Origin of the sequence: Desulfoglaeba alkanexedens ALDC, assembly GCF_005377625.1 — a bacterium.
Lineage (GTDB): Bacteria > Desulfobacterota > Syntrophobacteria > Syntrophobacterales > DSM-9756 > Desulfoglaeba > Desulfoglaeba alkanexedens.
On the sequence record NZ_CP040098.1, the window covers coordinates 3179203 to 3200584 of the forward strand.

At 59.8% G+C, this 21382-nt stretch carries 19 protein-coding genes; 14 read left to right on the forward strand and 5 right to left on the reverse strand.

Annotated features, from left to right (window positions below; all coding sequences use genetic code 11):
- Positions 1-216 precede the first annotated feature (216 nt).
- The 4 genes from FDQ92_RS14230 to csx20 form a co-directional block, all read right to left on the reverse strand.
- Entirely contained in the window at positions 217-1836 is a 1620-nt protein-coding gene (locus FDQ92_RS14230) for a methyl-accepting chemotaxis protein (RefSeq protein WP_211341297.1), read from the reverse strand.
- Between the two features lie 509 nt (positions 1837-2345).
- A complete protein-coding gene (locus FDQ92_RS14235) occupies positions 2346-3983 on the reverse strand; it encodes a methyl-accepting chemotaxis protein (RefSeq protein ID WP_137425507.1) in 1638 nt (545 codons plus the stop codon).
- Positions 3984-5100: 1117 nt separating this feature from the next.
- Positions 5101-6384 (reverse strand): TIGR02221 family CRISPR-associated protein, encoded by a 1284-nt coding sequence (gene csx2 / locus FDQ92_RS14240; protein WP_170180390.1) that lies wholly within the window; start codon positions 6382-6384, stop codon positions 5101-5103.
- 59 nt (positions 6385-6443) lie between these two features.
- The gene (gene csx20, locus FDQ92_RS14245) at positions 6444-6836 is read right to left on the reverse strand and encodes a CRISPR-associated protein Csx20 (RefSeq protein ID WP_137425509.1); all 393 of its coding nucleotides are present in this window, start codon (positions 6834-6836) and stop codon (positions 6444-6446) included.
- A gap of 286 nt (positions 6837-7122) precedes the next feature.
- On the opposite strand from csx20, the gene FDQ92_RS14250 reads away from it, so the two are divergent.
- The 5 genes from FDQ92_RS14250 (at position 7123) to FDQ92_RS14270 (ending at position 11478) form a co-directional block, all read left to right on the forward strand.
- Complete coding sequence (locus tag FDQ92_RS14250) at positions 7123-7611, forward strand: hypothetical protein (RefSeq protein ID WP_137425510.1); 489 nt, start codon at positions 7123-7125, stop codon at positions 7609-7611.
- Positions 7608-8684, forward strand: coding sequence for an RNA polymerase sigma factor (locus tag FDQ92_RS14255; RefSeq protein WP_137425511.1), 1077 nt, complete (start codon positions 7608-7610; stop codon positions 8682-8684). Before FDQ92_RS14250 ends, FDQ92_RS14255 begins: the two co-directional genes overlap by 4 nt.
- Before the next feature lie 47 nt (positions 8685-8731).
- Positions 8732-10024: a hypothetical protein gene (locus FDQ92_RS14260; protein ID WP_137425512.1), complete on the forward strand. Its 1293-nt coding sequence runs from the start codon at positions 8732-8734 to the stop codon at positions 10022-10024.
- A complete protein-coding gene (locus tag FDQ92_RS14265) occupies positions 10021-10380 on the forward strand; it encodes a hypothetical protein (RefSeq protein WP_137425513.1) in 360 nt (119 codons plus the stop codon). The genes FDQ92_RS14260 and FDQ92_RS14265 overlap by 4 nt, the downstream gene beginning before the upstream one ends.
- A gap of 123 nt (positions 10381-10503) precedes the next feature.
- The gene (locus FDQ92_RS14270; RefSeq protein WP_137425514.1) at positions 10504-11478 is read left to right on the forward strand and encodes an ROK family protein; all 975 of its coding nucleotides are present in this window, start codon (positions 10504-10506) and stop codon (positions 11476-11478) included.
- 38 nt (positions 11479-11516) lie between these two features.
- On the opposite strand, the gene moaA is transcribed toward FDQ92_RS14270, so the two are convergent.
- Positions 11517-12548 (reverse strand): GTP 3',8-cyclase MoaA, encoded by a 1032-nt coding sequence (gene moaA, locus FDQ92_RS14275; protein ID WP_137425515.1) that lies wholly within the window; start codon positions 12546-12548, stop codon positions 11517-11519.
- Between the two features lie 111 nt (positions 12549-12659).
- Between moaA and FDQ92_RS14280 the strand changes: the two genes are divergently transcribed.
- The 9 genes from FDQ92_RS14280 (at position 12660) to ahcY (ending at position 21381) form a co-directional block, all read left to right on the forward strand.
- Positions 12660-13085, forward strand: a complete 426-nt coding sequence (locus tag FDQ92_RS14280; RefSeq protein ID WP_211341298.1) for a hypothetical protein — start codon at positions 12660-12662, stop codon at positions 13083-13085.
- A gap of 117 nt (positions 13086-13202) precedes the next feature.
- On the forward strand, positions 13203-14234 hold the full coding sequence (gene fbp, locus FDQ92_RS14285; RefSeq protein WP_137425516.1) for a class 1 fructose-bisphosphatase: 1032 nt from the start codon (positions 13203-13205) through the stop codon (positions 14232-14234).
- 5 nt (positions 14235-14239) lie between these two features.
- A complete protein-coding gene (gene tsaD / locus FDQ92_RS14290) occupies positions 14240-15259 on the forward strand; it encodes a tRNA (adenosine(37)-N6)-threonylcarbamoyltransferase complex transferase subunit TsaD (RefSeq protein WP_137425517.1) in 1020 nt (339 codons plus the stop codon).
- Between the two features lie 31 nt (positions 15260-15290).
- Positions 15291-16199: a 16S rRNA (adenine(1518)-N(6)/adenine(1519)-N(6))-dimethyltransferase RsmA gene (gene rsmA / locus FDQ92_RS14295; RefSeq protein WP_211341299.1), complete on the forward strand. Its 909-nt coding sequence runs from the start codon at positions 15291-15293 to the stop codon at positions 16197-16199.
- A 711-nt stretch (positions 16200-16910) separates the two neighbouring features.
- Positions 16911-17759, forward strand: a complete 849-nt coding sequence (gene panC / locus FDQ92_RS14300) for a pantoate--beta-alanine ligase (protein WP_137425518.1) — start codon at positions 16911-16913, stop codon at positions 17757-17759.
- 49 nt (positions 17760-17808) lie between these two features.
- On the forward strand, positions 17809-18168 hold the full coding sequence (gene panD / locus FDQ92_RS14305; protein ID WP_137425519.1) for an aspartate 1-decarboxylase: 360 nt from the start codon (positions 17809-17811) through the stop codon (positions 18166-18168).
- 2 nt (positions 18169-18170) lie between these two features.
- A complete protein-coding gene (locus tag FDQ92_RS14310) occupies positions 18171-18860 on the forward strand; it encodes a DUF502 domain-containing protein (protein WP_170180391.1) in 690 nt (229 codons plus the stop codon).
- A 34-nt stretch (positions 18861-18894) separates the two neighbouring features.
- Positions 18895-20073, forward strand: coding sequence for a methionine adenosyltransferase (metK, locus tag FDQ92_RS14315; RefSeq protein ID WP_137425521.1), 1179 nt, complete (start codon positions 18895-18897; stop codon positions 20071-20073).
- Between the two features lie 51 nt (positions 20074-20124).
- Positions 20125-21381 carry an adenosylhomocysteinase gene (gene ahcY / locus FDQ92_RS14320; protein WP_137425522.1) on the forward strand — a complete coding sequence of 419 codons (1257 nt, stop codon included), beginning with the start codon at positions 20125-20127 and terminating at the stop codon, positions 21379-21381.
- Position 21382 lies beyond the last annotated feature (1 nt).

Below are 21382 nucleotides of genomic sequence, written 5' to 3' on the forward strand. Positions count from 1 at the left end.
ATTGCTTCTTGTTCCCAAGCTGGAGCTTGGGAACGAGGGGAAAATTCTTTTTCCCCTCCCCTTGTGGGAGGGGATTGCTTCTTGTTCCCAAGCTGGAGCTTGGGAACGAGGGGAAAATTCTTTTTCCCCTCCCCTTGTGGGAGGGGATTAAGGGGAGGGGGGGATTTTTTGACCTTCGTTAACCTTTTTGCTTAAGGTCTCCACTTTAGAACGCTATCAAAAATCTCTGAACGCGTCGTCGTCCATCGGGATGACCTGTTCGGGATGGACGCTTCTTGCCCCGTTTCCGGGAGGTTTCCCTGATTGGGCGGAAACAACAAGCGTCTTCGACGGAAATGTCTTTGCCTGAAGCACCGGCCGCCGGCGGGGCGCTGTCTCCGTTTGCGCGGATGATACGCGGGTGGCGTTGCTTCCCTGAACCACCGTGATCAGTTCGGCGACAAACTGCTTCATCTGCATCGCCTGGGCGTTCAGCTCTTCGGAAGCCGCCGCCGATTCTTCCGCATTCGCCGCGTTCTGCTGCACCACCTTGTCCATTTCGCCGATAGCGTTGCTGATCTGGGAGATGCCCTGTGCCTGCTCCTTCGAGGCCGCGGCGATCTCGCTGACCAGCTCGCCCACCTTCTTTGCGCCGCTCAGTACCTGCTCGAACGCCTCATTCGTCTTTGAGACGATCTCCGAGCCGTTCTTGATCCGCTTGATCGATTCGTCGATCATGTTGGCGGTGTTCTTCGCCGATTCCGCCGACCGCATCGCGAGGTTCCTCACCTCGTCGGCGACAACTGAGAATCCCGCCCCCGCCTCGCCGGCCCGGGCAGCCTCCACCGCCGCGTTCAAGGACAGTAGATTCGTCTGAAATGCGATTTCGTCGATCGTCTTGATGATCTTCGCCATGTCCTCGCTGCTGGTGGTGATCTCTTTCATCGCCCCGGTGAGCTCCTGCATCGAACGGTTCGCCTCGTTGACGACGCGACCGGTCTCCGCCATCACCGCGTTGGCGTGGTTGGCGTTGTCGGCATTCTGCATCGTCATCGACGAAAGCTCTTCGATCGAGGCCGACGTCTCCTCCAGGGCCGACGCCTGCTCGGAAGAACCCTCCGCAAGAGACTGGCTCGCCGCCGAAACCTGACCGGATGCCGAGGCCACCTGTTCGGACCCCTCGGACAACCCGGCGACGACCCGGTTCACCGGAACGGTGATGGAGCGGGCTAGAAAAATGCCCAGAAGAGACGCGATCACGACGCCCAGCACCGTCACGATGATCGTCAGGGTGACGGCGGCGTCGGCCCCTACGGTGTTGTCGTCAGAGATCTTTTTGGAAAATTCAATCTTGCCGTGCGTCATTTTTTTGAGGTACTCGTCGATCTGACGCGCGGCCGTCATCCCCTCCCCGTTCATCAAATCCAGCGCCGAAACGGTCAGCCCGGATCCAGCAAGCTCAACCATTTTCGCCCGTATGGGGGCGTATGTTTTTATGGCGTCCATCAAGCCGGCGAAATTCTTTTTCGCTTCCTCTGAAACGAGTGTTTTTTCATAATCCTTCGCGTAGCCGTCCATCTCGGCATCCAGCTCTGACAGACGCTGGACGTATTTCGTCGCATCAGCCCCGGTGAGTGAGGCGACTATGACGTCCCTCAGGTTGACGCGCGTGCGTTGAAACGCCATTGAAAAGAGGGCGACCTGCCCCAACGGCTTCGCGCCGCTCTCATACAGAAGCCTGTCGCGGCCGCTAATCTGCCTGATCTCGACGATTCCAAAAACCCCGATAAAGGCCGCGATGAGGGCAACGATAAGAAACCCGCCCAGCAATTTCACGCCGATACTGTATTTTTTCACCTCTTCCTCCATCCTCATGTCAAGAAATTAACCCCGTTGCCGCTTACTGCGGCGGACAACCGCTCCCTATACTTATGCGGCCCCCTCCATGGTAAATTTCAACCCCAGGTTAATAATCCTACCGGCGCCTCTCAAATAGAAAGGGGGTGCTCGGGAGCGATTTGACACCCGGTTCAAACAGGTCGGTCTATTGCCGATGGTCAAGTATTCCCTTCTTGTTCAGCTTGTTCCCAAGCTCCAGCTTGGGAACACAACTGTGCAGAAGCTCCGGCTTCGATTCCCATGAGGCCGTTCGCAAGCTAGAGCTTGGGAACGAGGGGAAACGGAGCTGATGCGCTCGTTGCTTCAAGGCCGTCTGGATCTACCTCACAGGGTCACCCTGGATGTCGTTCTAAAAGATCCGCACCCAATTCTTTTTCCCCTCCCCTTGTGGGAGGGGATTAAGGGGAGGGGGGGATTTTTTGACTTTCGTTAACCTTTTTGCTTAAGGTCTCCACTTTAGAACGCTATCAAAAATCTCTGAACGCGTCGTCGTCCATCGGGATGACCTGTTCGGGATGGACGCTTCTTGCCCCGTTTCCGGGAGGTTTCCCTGATTGGGCGGAAACAACAAGCGTCTTCGACGGAGATGTCTTTGCCTGAAGCACCGGCCGCCGGCGGGGCGCTGTCTCCGTTTGCGCGGATGATACGCGGGTGGCGTTGCTTCCTTGAACCACCGTGATCAGTTCGGCGACAAACTGCTTCATCTGCATCGCCTGGGCGTTCAGCTCTTCGGAAGCCGCCGCCGATTCTTCCGCATTCGCCGCGTTCTGCTGCACCACCTTGTCCATTTCGCCGATAGCGTTGCTGATCTGGGAGATGCCCTGTGCCTGCTCCTTCGAGGCCGCGGCGATCTCGCTGACCAACTCGCCCACCTTCTTTGCGCCGCTCAGTACCTGCTCGAACGCCTCATTCGTCTTTGAGACGATCTCCGAGCCGTTCTTGATCCGCTTGATCGATTCGTCGATCATGTTGGCGGTGTTCTTCGCCGATTCCGCCGACCGCATCGCGAGGTTCCTCACCTCGTCGGCGACAACTGAGAATCCCGCCCCCGCCTCGCCGGCCCGGGCAGCCTCCACCGCCGCGTTCAAGGACAGTAGATTCGTCTGAAATGCGATTTCGTCGATCGTCTTGATGATCTTCGCCATGTCCTCGCTGCTGGTGGTGATCTCTTTCATTGCCCCGGTGAGCTCCTGCATCGAACGGTTCGCCTCGTTGACGACGCGACCGGTCTCCGCCATCACTGCGTTGGCGTGGTTGGCGTTGTCGGCATTCTGCGTCGTCATCGACGAAAGCTCTTCGATCGAGGCCGACGTCTCCTCCAGGGCCGACGCCTGCTCGGAAGAACCCTCCGCAAGAGACTGGCTCGCCGCCGAAACCTGACCGGATGCCGAGGCCACCTGTTCGGACCCCTCGGACAACCCGGCGACGACCCGGTTCACCGGAACGGTGATGGAGCGGATCATAAGGATGCTGATTCCGATTCCCAGAAAAATGGTAATCACTAAAGTGATAATCATTGTCATAATAACTGTTGTTTTTCCTGAATCGGCCAAAATTTCTTTTCCAAGGGACACCATTTTCGCCGAGGCATCCATTGACATATCCTCGGCAATGTTTTCCACTTCATGTATATTATCTTTCACTTTATTTACAAAGTCATTTCCTTCTCTTACAGATACTACTCTCCTACTCATTAAAAGATCGTATAGATCAGTTATATTGGATTCATATATATTCAGATTTGTCTTTATCTGATCCATACGTTCTTTCTGTTTGGGATTGGTAATCGCTTCTTGCATATCGGCGATTCTTGCCAACAAACTTGTACGTTCTTTGTCCCATTTTTCTTTATACCCTTTTACTTTTTCAAGATTCTCCAAATTGATCAGCATGTCTTTTTCGTATCTACGCAATTGAAGGGTATGGGCACGCGCTTTGGAAGCATTTTCCGACATCTTGAAATCCGTGTTTATCGTTCTGATTACTCTGCTGGTAATTTCTTTAACCCTCCAGATACCAGAAACCGATATCAGAATTGTCAATCCAAGGATCATTCCGAACCCTATAAACAGGTTCGTTTTAATGCCTCGCTTTGTTATGCGCATAAGCACTCTCCTTTCAGAAGATGTGATATGAATGATACTTCTTAACTGATACTGGTTGCTGCTCACCCCGCCGGACAACCGCTCCCTATACTTATGCGGCCCCCTCCATGGTAAATTTCAACCCCAGGTTAATAATCCTACCGGCGCCTCTCAAATAGAAAGGGGGTGCTCGGAGCGATTTGAAAATCGGTTCAAACAGGTCGATGTACTGTCAATGGACAAGTATTCCCTTCTTGTTCAGCTTGTTCCCAAGCTCCAGCTTGGGAACACAACTGTGCAGAAGCTCCGGCTTCGATTCCCATGAGGCCGTTCGCAAGCCAGAGCTTGGGAACGAGGGGAAAATTCACAATGAGAGCACCTCAGCGATATTGATCGGTAGATGCAATGGTTTTGTTAACTTAAAATTGGCCAGAAATAAGGGGGGAGTGACAACCTAAAATTGAGCATCTTGGGCGGTTGTCCTCCTGGTAGGTTGGCGTGAACAGGAGCCAACGAGAAGGGACGAAGAGGAGTGTTCGAGATGGACCGGTACGTACTGATCAGGGCGGGGTACCGAGTACAGTTCGCCTCGTTGCCCTCGTTCCCAAGCTGGAGCTTGGGAACGAGGGGAGAGGGGAAAGCTGGAGCTTGGGAACGAGGACAACGAGGGGACATTATCGGTAGGAGCGGGCTTGCCCGCGACCCGTAAAACCGGCAATGCCGCGTTGACCCTGATCGCCGGCAAGCCGGCTCCTACAAAAACAACCGCGGTCTTGTAGGAGCGGCGCCCTCGCCGCGATGAACCAACCCCAATGCCCCGCCCCAGCCCATCGGCCCGAGGGCTGGCCTCCTACAGGGATGCCGATCGCCGACAAGCATGCTCCTACAGCGAGGCGCCCTGGTGTTCCGTCAAGCCGATCGCCCCGGTGTTCGCCTGACACCGAAGGCAGCGATGGTAGGATTGGCCGGCACCTTTCCAAAAGAAAACGGATTTTCCGCGGCCGCAGACACGAAGATTTAAAATTCTCTGAAAATTCCACCTCGTTCCCAAGCTCCAGCTTGGGAACGAGGTGGAAAACTTGAAACCCCGGAACAATAACTCTTTTCGATGTTTGAGCATGTGGTTAAGCGAAAGTCATCAACGAAAAAGTCCTTTGCTATCCAACAGGTCGACGATTTTCTTAAGCAGGAGAAAGAATTCATCTCCTTTGGAATCGATATCTTGGGCGGATTGTGACTTCTTCGTCCATCCATGATCGAAGCCGTTCCGGTAATACACAAGAGCGGGCAGCAGAGCCCTGATCTCTCTTTCTATCCCGGTTTTTTCCAGTTCACTGTAAAGTGGCATCAATCCTTCCATCATACGTTTCTCATCCCCGGAAAAACGCCATTTGGCAGGTTCGAACTGCAACATGCTCACAAAGACTTCCGCTTTGGGACGCTCATCTCGCCCCTTGGCTGTATGCATCGATGCTTTCTCATTGTGGATGAGTCCGATCGACGCGATGGTTTCCCTCATGGCGGTAAACGCTTGCATGCTGAGCTTGTGATCCAAAAGCATCCTAATAAACGCCAGCTGCCCAAGAAAATAGGCTCTATCGTAGCGTTGTGTTGCAAACTCTTCTTTGGCCAGCGTTTCAAATTTGTCCGTGAGTAGTCTGAGCAATTCCTGTCCTGCAGCTGAGGCATGAGGGAAGCGCTCGGTTATTAGCTTGACCACAGTTCGCGCTGCACTGTGAACATTATGCATATCCACATTTCGAATCCTATTGGTGACATCTTGCAGGCTATGGAGGAGCTTGGCATCATTCAATTCTCCCAAACGGAAGGACGGAGTTGCCTTCGCTTGTCGAGCAACTTTCCCCGCGTCGGCGTCTTCCACAAGGCGACTGACACCTTCCGCCCACTCGTTGATAATGAAGAAATTTGTCATGTCCACGACGGGAGCAAGCTCTCGATTCTTTTCATAGGCCCCATAGAATACATGTTCCACGTTCACTCGTTTAGCTTTCTGCAGAAAATGAATAGAGGTTGAAAAAACAATGGGGATCGCACGATAGCCGTGAGTTATATCGACGCTCAGGTGATCTTCGGTTTGGATGTGTTCCAAAATGGCTTCAAACCATCGCCATTGGCCTGCTTCAGTCATGTCTTCCTCCAGTGGAAGGCATACGATATGCCTTGCACCGAGATCCAGGAGTTCGCTTTTGAGGGAGTCGAAGTGCAGAGATTGAGATTTTTCTGTTGTAACTATAAGGACCAGATTGAAAGACTCCGGTCCCAAAAGTTCTACTTCCGCGGCCTGGACGAACTTGGTTCGTCTCGATTCTTTGCCGTCCATAGCATATCGGGCAAAGTCATAATCGTAAGAATCGCCTTTTCTTGTACCTAGACCCAAAAAGCTCAAGAATACGCGTCGCATGACAGTTCCTTTCTTTGCCCAATTTACCATGGCTGAATGTCTGACCTTCCAGGCGTTCTTCATCTCCCATAGTATCGAAATCGTTCATGCCGGAAATGGTGGGTGAGCCGGACACGGCCGTCGGGAAGGTGTTCTTCGAGGGCTTCCCGGCGGGTGGCGGAATACACGGGGATCCAGTTGCGGGCCATGGCGAACCGGACCATGAGGTAGGTGGCTCCGAAATCGCCCTGGACCAGGACGAAGTCACCGGGGCGGGCGTTCCGATCCAGCCAGTCTCTGAAAGGAGCGAGCACGGGCTCTATTTCCGGGACCCTGGGCGGGATGGAGCCCCACAGTTCCTTGAGATCGGGCGGCAGATCAGCGATGGAGGAAACGGCCAGCGACGCCCTGGCGTCCGCGGCCTGGTCCGGGGTGAGCCGGTGGTTGAAAAGGAGAAACAGCGTATGTTCCATGGAAATCGATTCCTCTGTCGGTTTTCGCCGGACGGCCCTTACCGCACGCGTCGCGCACCGCGCTTTTCCAGCTTTTGCACGGGTTCGAAACCCATGTCAACCGGCATGCGGCGGGCTGGCAGGCCGCCGACATGTGCAACCAGGCCTCACTTTGATCGGCGCCCCCATGGTTTTTGATCAGCGGAGCCAAGGTCCTGCAAAAAACCGTTGAGCGGAATCCGCCTTTCTGCTTCAATGATCGCGGGAATTTCGCAGGAAACCCGGCGGCCTGGAACAGGGGGACCGGATGAGCGCAAAGGCGGGAGACGCCCAAGGCAGAGCGCGGTGCCTGAGCATCTGGGAAGAAGAGGATCTTCGGCCGCCCCCGCGGGATGTGGATCTCGAGCGGCTTGGCTCTTCGATCCGAAAGCTTCCGCCAAGCCTCTGGAGCCCTCGCATGTTCTTCCACGGCGCTTCCGATACCCGTCTTCGTGACTTCAGCGGCGAGGTGTTTCCGGCGACGTTTCGAGGCCGCAGGACGACTCATCCCCTTTTCGTACTCCAGAGCCTCCCGAAACTGGGCCACAAGGTCTGCCCCTGTTCGTCCAAGAACTGGGGAGCGTCCCGGTACCTTCGCGGGGGCTGCCGACTGGAAATTACGGGAAAACACCTGGACCGGGATGCCTACCTGGTGGAAGACTGCGCCTTCAACCTGCCACGGGACGAGCGGTTTGTTTCCCGGCTGACGTTCATGGGCCTCGTTCCCGAAGACTGCGTGGAGACCTGCAAGGAATGACGGACGCTTCGGACTGGTCAGCATGGCTTCGCGAAGCGGAAAACTTCGAGGTCCTGGAACGCGCGGCGGCGTCGATCTATCGGCAGGCGCTGCGCCTCGGGCTCCCCGGGCACCTGCTTCCCTGCGACGATCCCTGGAAGCTTCCGCCGGACAAACGCGCGGACTGTATCCGTGAGCTGGCCGGGGACCTGTGGGTTTTCCTTCGCGAACGGCCGCCGGGCTGGTTTGAACGGGAAAGTTTCGTCGTTGCGGCGGAAAAGGGGGAACGGTTTTTGATCCTCCGCATCGCCCAGGAATTTCTGGGATACGTCAAGGATCGAGCGCGCACTCAAGCCGTGGATCCGAGACGAGCGCTCTATCGCCGCCTTCGCCAGATTCTCCACCAAGAGCCGTCCATTGCCTACCGCGCGACTTCCAAGGGGGCTTTTTACGCCCTGGGAGCGGAGGCGGGTACCGAAATGCGGCTTCTCGACCTGAGCCGGGAGAACTTCGCCGACTGGGGCAATCCTTCCGGGCGGGTGACCCTGAAAGACCTGGATCGGCGGAAGTCTCTCCTCACGCTGGCCGAGTTGTTCTGGGAAAGGGCGTGCCAAGCACTTGGAACGAAGGGTTTTGTTCCCGTCCGCGACCTGGCCCGTTTCATCGGGCTGCACTATCCTGGGTTTTCGGTACCGGATCCCACGCCGCCGGCCGGCGGAAGCGGAGGGGCGCCGGAGCGGGCGAACGAACACGAACCCTGGGAGGAATCGCCGGGGGAAGCCGTGGTGGCCGGCCACCGTATCCGGGAACTGGCCAAGCAGCTGGTCGCGACCTGGACGCCCCGGCAGCGGTGTGCCTTTGCGCTCCACTGGGGCGACGGGCTGACGCTCGAAGAAACGGCGAAACGGATGGGATACAAGGCCGCGGCCGGAGCGGCTTATCCCTGCAGGAGCGCGGTCGAAAGCCTTCGCGATTTCTGCCTGCTCTGGCCGGGGCTGTCGCCTCCGGACCTGGACGAGCGACTTTTTGAAGCCTTCGTGCAAGAAATTGCGACGGTTTGTAAAAGCGACGGTGAAAGCCGTAGTTGGAATTGAGTCGCGCCGGAAGCGTGATCGAAACGCTGTAAGAAAGCCGTCCCTCGATGATCTCATACGAACCCTGGGAACTCAAGTTGGCTCTGCAGGCGGCTCGACAGGCCCGGACCTGCCCGCCCGACCGGCTGCTCCGGGTGGAGCCGCCCCATGGCCCTCTTTTGCGGCACCTGGAAATCTGCCCGTTTTGCGCCGACGAACGCAAACACAGGGACAGTCTGCGCGAGCCGTTCCATAGGGCGCGTTTGCCACATCAAAGCCACAGTGACGAGCTCATAGCTGCGTCCCGCCCGACGTCGTCGGAGCGGGAAACGCAACGTGCGTCGGCGCCGTTGTGCTTATCCATGGCGGTTTCCGAGGCGCCGTTGAAAGCTCCGACTCCGGTTCCGGCGGAACCGCGGCCCGGGGAAGTCTGGGTGGTGGACGAGCGGCTGGAAGGATGGGGGCCCGGCGATTTGTATTACAGTGCTCCGAGGGTGCTGGTCCTTCAGATATCGGAGCGGACGCCGGGCATCGTGCGGGTTGCCCAGGTCTACGACGACATCCGGCTCATGGGACCCGGCGATGTGCGGCTCAGCTCCGACGCCGGCATGCCCGGTGAAGCGGAAGCGGCGGAAGGATTCGCCGAAAGCTGGAACGTGTACGCGCTCCGCGCGAAAGACCTGGGGCGGAGGCGGTTTCGGGTTCCAAACGATGTGTTGCGTGCGGTGTGCCATGCCGCCGGCGCCGAAGCCCGGCTCGCCGACGATGAGACCGCGGCTTCTACGGCTGTCGTCACGGCGTTCCGGCGGATGGAAATCCAGGTAGGAGCTTTTTTTGCCATGCAATCGATCCATACGTTCATGAACGAAAGGGAGAGATCGTTTCCCGAGATGCTGGAGGATCTGTATCCGGAACCCGGAGCCTTCGAATCCCGCGGGCCGCACTCCGGACTCCGGCCGATCTGGCCTGAACGGCCGGTTTCCGCCGTGGAAGCGGCCGTGTCGGCGCGCTTCCCCGAAGACGCGTTGCCGCTGGCAGCGGCTCCCAGGGAGAGGACGCTGCGCATCAACCTTCTCGAGTGGGGCGAAGGGGAAATGCCGGTGAACTTTCGACCGTCCATCGCCACCCTCACCCTGTGGGAAGAAGATGCCGAGGGACTGCTGGTGGGAGGCGTAGCGGCGGAAGCGCCCTGGAGCGAGGCGGAAATCGTGGCACGGTGGGAGCTTCCGGACGGCACGTCCATGGAACCCGTAGAGGCCCGGATCGATCCTTCGGGCGGTTTTTTTCGTGTCCGCTTCCGCGGCCTGTCCGATGCCGCCGTTCAACAAGGGCGGCTCGCGGTGCTGCTCTGCGTCCGATGATGCGTTCCCGCTGGTCCTTGCAGGAGCTGGCGGCCTGGGCCGGCTGGGGCCGGATCGAAGAGAGGATCCCGGAACTGTTGCGTCCGGCGGTATGGACGGCCTCGGTGGAGCGGGCCGCAACACTGGGCATCGCCGGACGCGTCATGGCGCTCCTTCCCCTGGCGAACCTCCGGGAGCACGGACTGTGGGATCTTCAGCGCCTGGAGGCGGCAACCCGTTCCGTCGTCAACGAGCTTCGGGCTTCCACGCTGAACAAGGCTCACTTTCGACCGGTCCTGGAAGCCGACTCCTGGGAAGCGGCCATCCTTGCGGTGCAGCGGCACAGGAGCCGGCTTTTTCCTTTCAGTTATCGCTGAACCGCCGCACGCGTTACGGTTCAACCGCGGCCAGTCCCGCCTCCGCCATCAAAGACTTGACAGTCGCTCGGCTTAGACATAGGGATTCGGACACTTTCCAAGAGAGGATAAAGAGGATCGCGTATGGAAAGAAAAATGTGGATCGGCGTCGATGTGGGCGGCACCCATACGCGGCTGGCCCTGGTGGACCAGGACGGAAACGTCCGCAACGTGGAAAAGGTTCGCACCGAGATCGAACGGGGAAACGAAAGGGCCGTATCGCAACTTGTCGAGGGGTGCCGGCGGCAGATCGAAGCGGCTCAAAGCTTCGGGGCGCGCGTGGTCGCCGTGGGTGTGGGCATCGCCGGGAAGCTGGACCGCAAGGGCGGCCGTATCCTCTTTTCACCCAACTTGCCGTCCATGCGGGATTTTCCTTTGGTCGAGCTCCTTGGGAACGCCGTCGGGCTTCCTGTGGTGATGGAAAACGACGCCAACGTCTTCGGCGTCGGGGAGTCCCGGGCGGGAAAGGCGAAAGGCGTGCCCAACTGGGTCGGCCTCACCCTGGGAACGGGCGTGGGGGGGTGCCTAATCTTCAACGGGAAACTGTGGCGGGGCGACGACACCGGGACCGCAGGCGAGATCGGCCACATGATCGTGGACCCTTCCGGGCCGCGGTGCGCCTGCGGGCAGAAGGGGTGCCTGGAAGCCCATGCGTCGGGAACGGCCTTGGTGGACGGCGCGAAACAGCTCCACCGGGAAGGCAAACTGGGCGGAAGCCCGCTGGAGGCCAAGCTTGAGGATGGCGTCCTGGAGCCGGCCGATGTCTACGCGGCCGCGCGCTCCGGCGATCCGGCGGCGCGAAGGCTCTTTCAACGCATGGGCTGGGCCCTGGGGCTCGCCCTGGTGAACCTGTTCACGGTCCTTGGCCTGGAGCGCGCGGTGATCGGAGGCGGTGTGAGCGCTTCTTGGGACCAGTTCGAGGCGCCGCTCCGGGAGAGCCTTCGCAGGCATTCCACTATGCTGAACCTGGATCGGCTGGTCGTGGACAGGAGCACCCTGGGGGATCTGGGGCCGCTTTTGGGGGCGGCCTTTGTCGCCGCGGAAGAATACCCGGGATGAAGGCGCCGGAGCGGCTACCGGGGTGGAGCGGGAAGACTTCAGCCGCCGATGGAAGACATGGAACGGCTGATACACTTGCGAAGGACCGCCTCGTTCAAAGGGTGGGCTTTCGGTTTCCTCTGCAGCGCCGCCCGAATGGCCGCCTCGACCGCCTCGTCGGAGGCGCCGCTTCGGAGCAGTCCCTTGATGTCTTGTTCCTCGACGGCGAAAAGGCAGGTTCTGAGCTTTCCATCGGCGGTGAGCCGCAGGCGGTTGCAGGTGGGGCAGAAATGATGACTCATCGGGCTGATGATGCCGATCTTTCCGCGGGAACTCGGAAAGCGATAGTGGCGGGCGGGACCGTTTCCGCGGTCGGCTTCCGCGGGAAGCAGCGTATCCACCCCGGCCAGCCGTTCGACGATTTCATCCGAGGACAGAAACCGCTCGCTGTAATGGTCCGGCTGGAACGGCATGAATTCGATGAATCGGACATGGTACGGAAAGCGGTAGGTGAGCGCCGCCATGTCCTCGATTTCATCGTCGTTGACGCCCCTCAGCACCACCATGTTGATCTTTATGGGCGAAAACCCGATGCGCTCCGCCTCTTGAATGCCCGCCCACACATCTTCGAAATGGTCGCGGCGCGTGATGGCCGCGTACCGCTCAGCATTCAGCGTGTCCAGGCTCACGTTGAGCCTCCGCACCCCCGCCTGAAAAAGCTTCCGGCCCAGGTGCCGGAGGAGCACGCCGTTTGTGGTCACGCTGAGATCCTGGATAAGCGGGTTTCGGGCGATTTGCCGGCAAAGGTAGGCCAGGTCTTTGCGCACCAGCGGCTCTCCGCCGGTGATGCGGACCTTGCTGATTCCCATGCGCGCCGTGATATCGACCAGCCGCAGGATTTCTTCGTAGCGGAGGATTTCTTCGTGGTCCAGTTTCGGAACGCCGGAAGCCGGCATGCAATAGGTGCAGCGAAGATTGCAGCGGTCGGTGACCGAAAGGCGAAGATAGTCGATCCGGCGGTGGTAGCGGTCTTCGGGGGAGCGATCATAGCGTTCCTTGTTCTCCGCCGCCGGGACGTGACCGCCGCCCATGCGACGGTGCAACGGGCCCGGGTTCAAAACCTGCCACGGCCGCCGAACGGCGGGTCCGGCGGGTTCCCGGCATGTTTACAATCATACGAAGTCTAAGGGGAGAACGCCGTTATGTCAAGCAATGAACAGCGGATCGCGGCGGGCGGGGACGCCGCAGAGAGGGGCGACGGCGGGCTGCAGCCCTCCGGTACGGGTTCCGGCGGGCGGGACGATTCGGAAACCCTCGACAGCCCGATGCTCATGGATGAAGTCAAACTCATCCTCGCGGAAAAGCGCACATCGCTTTCCGTGCTTCGCACGGGAATCGCCGTGTTCGTACTCCCGCTTTCCGTGTTGAGCCTCCTTGTGAGCACGTCCAGCTACTACGAGTTTTCCAAGGTTCTCGCCCTTCTGCTGCCGCTTCTCGTCCTTTGCGTGCTGCTGATCCTTCTCGGCTCCTACCTGGTGGTCCGGGCGCTCTTAAGGATTCATCACCACGACCGCAGGGTCCAGGAACTCAAGGAGCGCTATGACTTCCTGAAGGAACTGGTGGAATGAATTGTTACGATTTCGCGCTTCGTGCTATGTTACGGATCACGCGCGTGGATCGCGTTTTTCGAAACACCGTTGCTCAACCGCTTCATGGTGCCATTGGAAGTTGGAAAGGGGGAGCCGATGAAAAGAAGTCTCGGGATCACGGTCACGGAACATCTCCTTCGGCAGCAGAAGGAAACGCCTGCGGCCACCGGTGCGTTCACTCTTCTTTTCAATGAGTTGAACGTGGCGGCGAAGCTGATCAATCGTGAGATCAACCAGGCGGGATTGAACGATATCTGCGGCTACACGGGTGAGGAGAACGTCTACGGGGAAAAGGTGCAAAAGCTCGACGACTATTCCCACCACACGCTGGTTCGCCGACTGATCCAGGCGGGACAGCTCTGCGCCATCGCCTCGGAGGAAGATGCGGATCTCATCGAGATCCCTACGGGCTATGCCATGGGCAGTTACATCCTCCTCATGGATCCCTTGGACGGGTCTTCGAACATTGATGTGAATGTGAGCGTCGGGACCATCTTTTCCATCCGCCGGCGCATCAAGGCCGGAGGCCCGGTGACGCTGGACGAGGTGCTCCGGAAGGGCTCGGAGCAGGTGGCCGCGGGCTACTTCATTTACGGGTCGAGCACCATGCTGGTGTACACGACGGGAGATGGGGTGCACGGGTTCACGTTGCACCCGAGCATCGGCGAGTTCCTGTTGAGCCATGAAAACATTCAGATCCCGGAGGTCGGCCGGATCTATTCGGTGAACGAAGGCTACTACTGCTACTGGGACGAACCGGTCCGCCGGTACGTGGATTACCTGAAGACCCCGGACGCGTCGGGCAACCGGCCCTACACGTCGCGTTACATCGGGTCGCTCGTGAGCGACGTCCACCGGAACCTGTTGAAGGGCGGGATTTTCATGTACCCGGCGGATCGAAGGGATCCGAAGAAGCCTTACGGCAAGCTTCGGCTGCTCTTTGAAGCGGCGCCCATGGCCTTCGTGGTTGAAGCCGCCGGGGGAGCCGCCTCCGATGGGACGCGGCGCATCCTGGATATCGAACCGGAAACCCTCCACGACCGCATTCCCCTCTACATCGGCAGCAAGGAAAACGTGGCGGAAGCGGAGAAGTTCATGCGCCGTGAAATGCCGATGGGGGCGGAATAGGGGCCGTGCTGATCCTGGGGATCGAGAGTTCCTGTGACGAAACGGCGGCCGCGGTGGTGGTCGGCGGGACCCGGGTCCTTTCGGACGTGGTGGCGAGCCAGATCGCGGTTCACAGCCCTTACGGGGGTGTTGTGCCCGAGTTGGCGTCTCGAAAGCACGTGGAGGGCATTCTGCCGGTGATCGAGGAGGCGCTGGCCGGCGCCGGGGTGGGGCTCACGGACGTGGACGCCGTCGCCGTCACGCAGGGGCCTGGGCTGGTGGGGGCGCTGCTGGTGGGCCTCAGCGCGGCCAAGGCCATCAGTTACGCCCTGGGGATTCCACTGATTCCGGTCAATCACCTGGAAGGCCACATGTGCGCGGCCTTCCTCGGGGGCGATCCCCTGGACCGCCCTTTCGTGTGCCTTGTGGTTTCCGGCGGCCACACGGCCATCTATCTCGTGGAACCGGAAGGCGAAAGCCGTTGCCTGGGGACGACCCGCGACGATGCGGCGGGGGAAGCCTTCGACAAGGTGGCCAAGCTCCTGGATCTGGGTTACCCGGGAGGCGTGGTCATCGATCGTCTTTCGGCGGAAGGGAACCCTCAGGCCTTCGACTTTCCGAAGGCATTTCTGGAAAAGGATTCGCTGGATTTCAGCTTCAGCGGCGTCAAGACGGCGGTGGCTCACTTCGTGACACGACACGGGCCGCCGTCTTCGGCCCGGCGGTCCGGCAGTTACCGGGTGGAGGACCTGGCCGCGAGTTTTCAGGAAGCGATTGTGGAGGTGTTGGTTCAAAAAACCATGGCCGCGGCCCTCAGGCATTCGGTCAAGGACGTGGCGCTTGCGGGCGGTGTCGCGGCGAACCGAAGGCTTCGGGAGCGGTTCCGGGAAGAAGCCGCCTACCGTGGCTTCACCCTGCATGTGCCGCCGGCGCGCCTTTGCACGGACAACGCCGTCATGATCGCGGCGGCGGGCTACCGGGCATGGAAACGGAACGGTTTCTGCCGCGCTCCCGCGGAGCTGGACGCCCGTTCCCGGTGGCTTTGAGCGCTCCGTGTCGGGCCGGGAATCCCAGACCGTGATCTTCCGTGATGCCACAAACCCCGACTTTCTGGACCCGCGTGAGTATTTCCGGGACAAGGCGGGGACGCCCCGAAAGAGCTTCGGCCAGCATTTCCTCGCACAACCCCGCACGGCGGCCAAAATCGTCCGGGAAGCCCACATCAAGCCGGCGGACGTGGTGGTGGAAATCGGTCCGGGTTTGGGCGCTCTGACCCGGTTCATCCTGGAAGGCCCCGCCGCGGAACTGCACCTTGTGGAACTGGACCGGGACCTGGCCGAGTACCTCCGCGAGCGCGTAAAAGGGCTGCATCTGCCGGTGCACGTCCACCGCCGGGATGTTCTGGACTTTGAATTCGAACGGCTTTCGAAGGATTCGGGCCGCCCGCTGGTCGTCCTCGGCAATCTCCCCTACAACATCAGTTCCCCGCTCCTTTTCCGGCTGCTCCGGCAGGCGTCCTTTCTGGACCGGGCGGTCTTCATGGTGCAAAAGGAAGTGGGACGGCGCTGGGCCGCTCCCCCCGGCGGGAAAGACTACGGCGTCCTCTCCGTGCTTCTGAGCCTCTACGCCCGCGTCGAGGTTCTTTTCGAAGTGGGTCCGAAGCAGTTCCATCCACCCCCTCGGGTGGATTCGGTGGTGCTCCGCCTGGACTTTAACCGCCCGTTCCCGGATGAACTTCCTCCTTTTGAAGACTTGAGAGCCGTCGCCAACACCGCGTTTCAGCAACGGAGGAAAACACTTCGAAACAGCCTGAAGTCCCTGCCGGGGGTGAACCGAGGTTTGGTTCTGGAGGAGGCGTTCGCCGCGGCCGGTATTGACTCGGGAAGGCGGGCTGAAACGCTTGCCGGAGAGGAGCTGGTCCGGCTCACCCGCGCGCTGGCTCCGTGGCTGCGACCGCCCGCCGAACATCGGTCATCCGGCGGCTGAACGGGTTCCGCCGGCTCGAAACGTGGCGGTCTGCGAACGGAAATCCGCGGGTGGCCGGTAGGAGCCGGTGACCTGCTTTTCATTTCTGTAGGAGCCGGCTTGCCGGCGACCCTGATCGCGGGCAAGTTTCACTTCTGTAGGAGCCGGCTTGCCGGCGACCCTGATCGCGGGCAAGCCCGCTCCTACAGACCCGTATCGCGGCGGAGGGCGCCGGGGGATGCGATCGCGGCGGGGGCACCTCTCCTACAAGGCCGCTGTTGTCTTCCAGCTTGTTCCCAAGCTCCAGCTTGGGAACACAACTGTGCAGAAGCTCCAGCTTCGATTCCCAGCTTGGGAACACAACTGTGCAGAAGCTCCAGCTTCGATTCCCATGAGGCCGTTCCCAAACCGGAGCCTGGGAACGAGGGGACAGGGGCATGATCGCGGCGGGGGCGCTGTCCCTACGATGGGTCCGCTCCACCAAGGGATTCGGAGCACCGGCTTTTCATTGTCGGGCAAGCACCTTGACAAAAGAGCGGCCGCTTGTTAGAAATCGCTCCGGCTCACCTCCGCGGCAATCGGAGGGTTCCGCTTGGATCCTCAAAGGACCGAGACGGAATCGGCTCGACAGGGCAAGAGGCACAGCAGGTGTGCGGATTGCCTGCCACAGGCCTTCCGGACGGCGGTCCAGAAGGCTTTTTTTTGCGTTCTGGAAAAGAGAAAGGATTCGTTATGCGCATCATCGACAGCGTTCGCGAGATGCAGCAGCAGGCCGACGACTGGCGACGGCAGGGTCGCCGGATCGTTCTTGTTCCCACCATGGGCTTTCTGCACGAAGGGCACCTGGCCCTGATGCGGAAGGCGTTGACACTGGGTGATGTGACGGTCGTGAGCGTCTTCGTCAACCCGACCCAGTTCGGTCCAGGCGAGGATTTCGAGCGGTATCCCAGGGACCCGGAGCGCGACTTCCGGATGATCGAGGAGGTCGGGGTTGATGCGGTTTTCTGCCCCAGCGCCGAGGCGATGTATCCGCAGGGGTACCAGACCTTCGTGGAGGTGACCGAGGTGAGCGGACCGCTTTGCGGCGAAAGACGCCCCGGTCATTTCCGCGGAGTGGCTACGGTGGTGGCGAAGCTTTTCAACATCGTGAAACCTCATGCAGCCGTTTTCGGCGAAAAGGACTTTCAGCAACTGGTGGTGATCCGGCGGATGGTGGGGGATCTCAATATGGACGTGGAGGTGGTGGGCCATCCCACCGTCCGCGAGGCGGATGGACTCGCCATGAGCAGCCGCAACATCTACCTGTCCGAAGACGAACGGCGGGATGCATTGAAGCTTTCGCAGGCTCTCAAAGAAGCCGCCGAGCTGGTCGATGCCGGCGAAAGACGCGCCGAGGTGATTCTAGAACGAGTGAGAGATGTCCTCCAGTCGGGCCGACATATCAGGATCGATTACGCGGAGTTGAGGGAACCGGACTCGCTCCGGGCGAGGTCCCGGATCGACGGGCCGACGCTCCTCGCCTTGGCCGCCCATGTGGGGAAGGCGAGGCTCATCGACAACCGCGTTCTGAATCCAGCCTGATTTCTATGAACCGGGGAAGAGGCTCCGGTTTTCCAGGGGAGGATCGACCATGCAACGGCGAATGCTCAAATCCAAGATCCACCGGGCTCGCGTGACCGACGCGAACCTGGACTACGAAGGCAGCATCACCATCGACGAGAGACTCATGGAGGCGGCCGACATCCTGCCTTTCGAGCAGGTGAAAGTGTACAACATTTCGAACGGAGCGCGCTTCGACACCTACGCGATTCCGGGGCCGGCCGGCGGGGGGGATATGTGCCTGAACGGGGCGGCGGCTCGATTGGGAACCCGGGGAGACCTGATCATCGTCGCGACGTACGCCGATTACGACGACGCCGAAGCCCGGGCGTACAAGCCTACAATCATCCTGGTGGGGCCGGACAATCAACTCAAAACGGCTGCGGAGTGAAATTGGCTCTTTTCAAGTCCATAAAGAGCAGGATCAAGGCTTACTTCGTCGCGGGGCTGCTGGCCGTAGTCCCGCTTTCCTTCACGGTTTACGTGATTTCCATCCTGTTGAAGCACGGTGACAAGGTCTTCAACCTGCTTCCGGAACGCTTCAACCCGCGCACCTATATCTCTTATCCGATTCCCGGACTCGGAATCGCCGTGGTGCTCGTGTTGATCCTGCTCACCGGCGTTCTGGTCAAGAACTACGTGGGCGGGAGGATTATGGACATCGGCGAACGGATCGTCTACCGGATTCCCTTGGTCCGACCCGTTCACAGCGCGGTGAAGCAGCTGCTGATTGCGATTTTTTCGCAGTCGGACGAGAGCTTCAAGCGGGTGGTGCTGGTGGAATACCCGCGTCGCGGGATGTACGCCATCGGCTTCGTCACCGGGGTGTCCACGGGGGAGGTCCAGGCGGTCACCGATGAACGGGTGATCAACATCTTTCTTCCGACAACACCCAACCCCACCTCGGGCTTCTACCTGCTGGTGCCGGAAAGGGATACCATTGCGCTCGCCATGACGGTGGAAGACGCGTTCAAGCTGCTCATTTCGGGGGGGCTGGTGAGCCCCAACGCCGACAACGCCGACAACGCCGACAACGCCAAGAAGAACCGCCGGAACCAGGTGAGCATGGCTCAGCAACCCTAATCATTCAACCTACTCAAACGGGAGTGATCGATCCATGTCCATGAGCAGTTACCTTTTCTCCTCGGAGTCCGTGACGGAGGGCCATCCCGACAAGGTTGCGGACCGCATTTCGGACAGCATTCTGGATGCCATCATCACCGAAGACAAGTCGGCGAGGGTGGCCTGCGAAACGCTGGTCACAACTGGTCTTGCCTTTGTGGCCGGGGAGATCACCACGTCGGCCTGGGTGGACCTTCCCGAAGTCGTTCGCCAAACGATCCGGGACATCGGTTACAACGATTCCTCCATGGGCTTCGACTGGGAGACCTGCGCGGTGATAACCAGCATCGACAAGCAGTCGCCGGATATCGCCATGGGAGTGAATCCCGGCGAGGGGCTCTTCGAGGAGCAGGGGGCGGGCGACCAGGGGATAATGTTCGGCTTCGCCTGCGACGAAACGCCGGTCCTCATGCCCATGCCTATCTATTACGCCCACCGGATCACGCGCAAATTGGCGGAAGTACGCAAAAACGGCGTGCTCAAGTTTCTCCGGCCGGACGGGAAAAGCCAGGTAACTATCGAGTACCATGATCATCGGCCCGTGCGCGTCGACACCATCGTGGTGGCGGCACAGCACTCGCCCGACGTTACCTACAAGACCATCCAGGAAGGCATCATCGAAGAGGTGATCAAGAAGGTGGTTCCCTTGGAGCTGATAGACGCAAAGACGCGCTTTTTCATCAATACCACGGGTCGGTTCGTGGTGGGTGGGCCTATGGGCGACTGCGGGCTTACCGGTCGCAAGATCATCGTCGACACCTACGGGGGGCAGGGGAGTCACGGCGGCGGGTGCTTTTCCGGCAAGGACCCCAGCAAGGTGGATCGGAGCGCTTCCTACATGGCCCGCTACGTGGCCAAGAACATCGTTGCGGCCGGACTGGCCGATCGAGTGGAAGTGCAGGTGGCCTACAGCATCGGGGTCGCCGAACCGGTATCGCTCATGATCGATTCCTACGGGACATCGAAAATTCCTCCCGACGAAATCGCCAAGTTGGTCCGGAAGCATTTCAGCTTCAAGCCCGCCCGGATGATCCAAGACCTGAAGCTTCTGCGCCCCATTTACAAGAAGACGTCGTGTTACGGGCATTTCGGCCGGAACGACCCGGATTTCACCTGGGAAAAGATCGACAAGGCGGACGATCTCAGGGAAGATGCCGGAAAGTTCGGCGCCTGAAATAAAGGCCGCCGTGTGGAGCGGCCGCAAACGGGTTGAAAGGGAGGATGCATGGACTATCACGTCAAGGACGAGGCTCTGGCGGAGAAGGGCAAGCTTCGGATCGAATGGGCCGCTCAATCGATGCCGGTGTTGCGCTCGATACGAGAACGTTTCGAACGGGAAAAGCCGCTCCAGGGAGTGCGCGTTGCGGCCTGCCTGCACGTCACCACGGAAACTGCCTACCTGGCCCAGGCGCTCAAGGCGGGAGGCGCCGAGATCCGGGTCTGCGCTTCGAATCCGTTGAGCACCCAGGACGACGTGGCGGCGTCGCTGGTGGTTCACGACCGCATTCCGGTCTTTGCCATCAAGGGGGAGGACAAGGACACTTACTACCGGCACATCCATGCGGCCCTGGGTCACAAGCCCGCGATCACCATGGACGACGGAGCCGACCTGGTGAGCACCCTCCATTCCGACCGCCGGGACCTGCTGGAAGGACTGATCGGCGGAACCGAAGAGACGACCACGGGAGTGATCCGGCTTCGAAGCATGGCCGAGAAGGGGGTGTTGCGGTATCCCATCATTGCGGTCAACGACGCGGACACCAAGCACCTTTTCGACAACCGGTACGGAACGGGTCAGAGCACCATCGATGGAATCGTCCGGGCCACCAACCGGCTCCTTGCGGGATCCATTTTCGTGGTGAGCGGGTACGGGTGGTGCGGCCGAGGTGTCGCCATGCGGGCGGCGGGCATGGGTGCCCGGGTGGTGGTAACCGAAGTGGACCCGCTCCGGGCCCTGGAGGCCGTCATGGACGGCTACCAGGTGCTTCCCATGGCGGAAGCGGCCCCCATCGGCGACTTCTTCTGTACCCTCACGGGAGACATCCACGTCATTGGCCGGGAACACTTCCAAGCGATGAAAGACGGCGCCATCGTGTGCAATTCCGGCCACTTCAACGTGGAAATAGACCTTGAGACCCTGGCGTCGCTTGCCGTTTCACGGCGGACCATCCGCGATTTCGTGGAAGAATTCCGGATGGAAGACGGGCGCCGCATATACGTCCTGGGGGAAGGACGCCTCATCAACCTGGCCGCCGCCGAAGGGCATCCTTCCAGCGTCATGGACATGAGCTTCGCCAACCAGGCCCTTTGCGCCGAATACATGGTGAAAAACGCCGCGCGGCTGGAAAGGCGCGTGTACCGGGTGCCGGAAGCCATCGATCGGGAAATCGCCCGGCTCAAGTTGGAATCCATGAACATCGCCATCGACCGGCTCACCCCGGAACAGGAAAAGTACCTCCATTCCTGGGAAATGGGCACCTGAG

Bases quoted from the DNA above. Each gene is read 5' to 3' on its own strand.
- FDQ92_RS14235 (WP_137425507.1), bottom strand. From the start codon at position 3,983: ATGCGCATAACAAAGCGAGGCATTAAAACGAACCTGTTTATAGGGTTC.
- csx2 (WP_170180390.1), bottom strand. From the start codon at position 6,384: ATGCGACGCGTATTCTTGAGCTTTTTGGGTCTAGGTACAAGAAAAGGC.
- csx20 (WP_137425509.1), bottom strand. From the start codon at position 6,836: ATGGAACATACGCTGTTTCTCCTTTTCAACCACCGGCTCACCCCGGAC.
- FDQ92_RS14250 (WP_137425510.1), top strand. From the start codon at position 7,123: ATGAGCGCAAAGGCGGGAGACGCCCAAGGCAGAGCGCGGTGCCTGAGC.
- FDQ92_RS14255 (WP_137425511.1), top strand. From the start codon at position 7,608: ATGACGGACGCTTCGGACTGGTCAGCATGGCTTCGCGAAGCGGAAAAC.
- FDQ92_RS14260 (WP_137425512.1), top strand. From the start codon at position 8,732: ATGATCTCATACGAACCCTGGGAACTCAAGTTGGCTCTGCAGGCGGCT.
- FDQ92_RS14265 (WP_137425513.1), top strand. From the start codon at position 10,021: ATGATGCGTTCCCGCTGGTCCTTGCAGGAGCTGGCGGCCTGGGCCGGC.
- FDQ92_RS14270 (WP_137425514.1), top strand. From the start codon at position 10,504: ATGGAAAGAAAAATGTGGATCGGCGTCGATGTGGGCGGCACCCATACG.
- moaA (WP_137425515.1), bottom strand. From the start codon at position 12,548: ATGGGCGGCGGTCACGTCCCGGCGGCGGAGAACAAGGAACGCTATGAT.
- FDQ92_RS14280 (WP_211341298.1), top strand. From the start codon at position 12,660: ATGTCAAGCAATGAACAGCGGATCGCGGCGGGCGGGGACGCCGCAGAG.
- fbp (WP_137425516.1), top strand. From the start codon at position 13,203: ATGAAAAGAAGTCTCGGGATCACGGTCACGGAACATCTCCTTCGGCAG.
- panC (WP_137425518.1), top strand. From the start codon at position 16,911: ATGCGCATCATCGACAGCGTTCGCGAGATGCAGCAGCAGGCCGACGAC.
- panD (WP_137425519.1), top strand. From the start codon at position 17,809: ATGCAACGGCGAATGCTCAAATCCAAGATCCACCGGGCTCGCGTGACC.
- metK (WP_137425521.1), top strand. From the start codon at position 18,895: ATGTCCATGAGCAGTTACCTTTTCTCCTCGGAGTCCGTGACGGAGGGC.
- ahcY (WP_137425522.1), top strand. From the start codon at position 20,125: ATGGACTATCACGTCAAGGACGAGGCTCTGGCGGAGAAGGGCAAGCTT.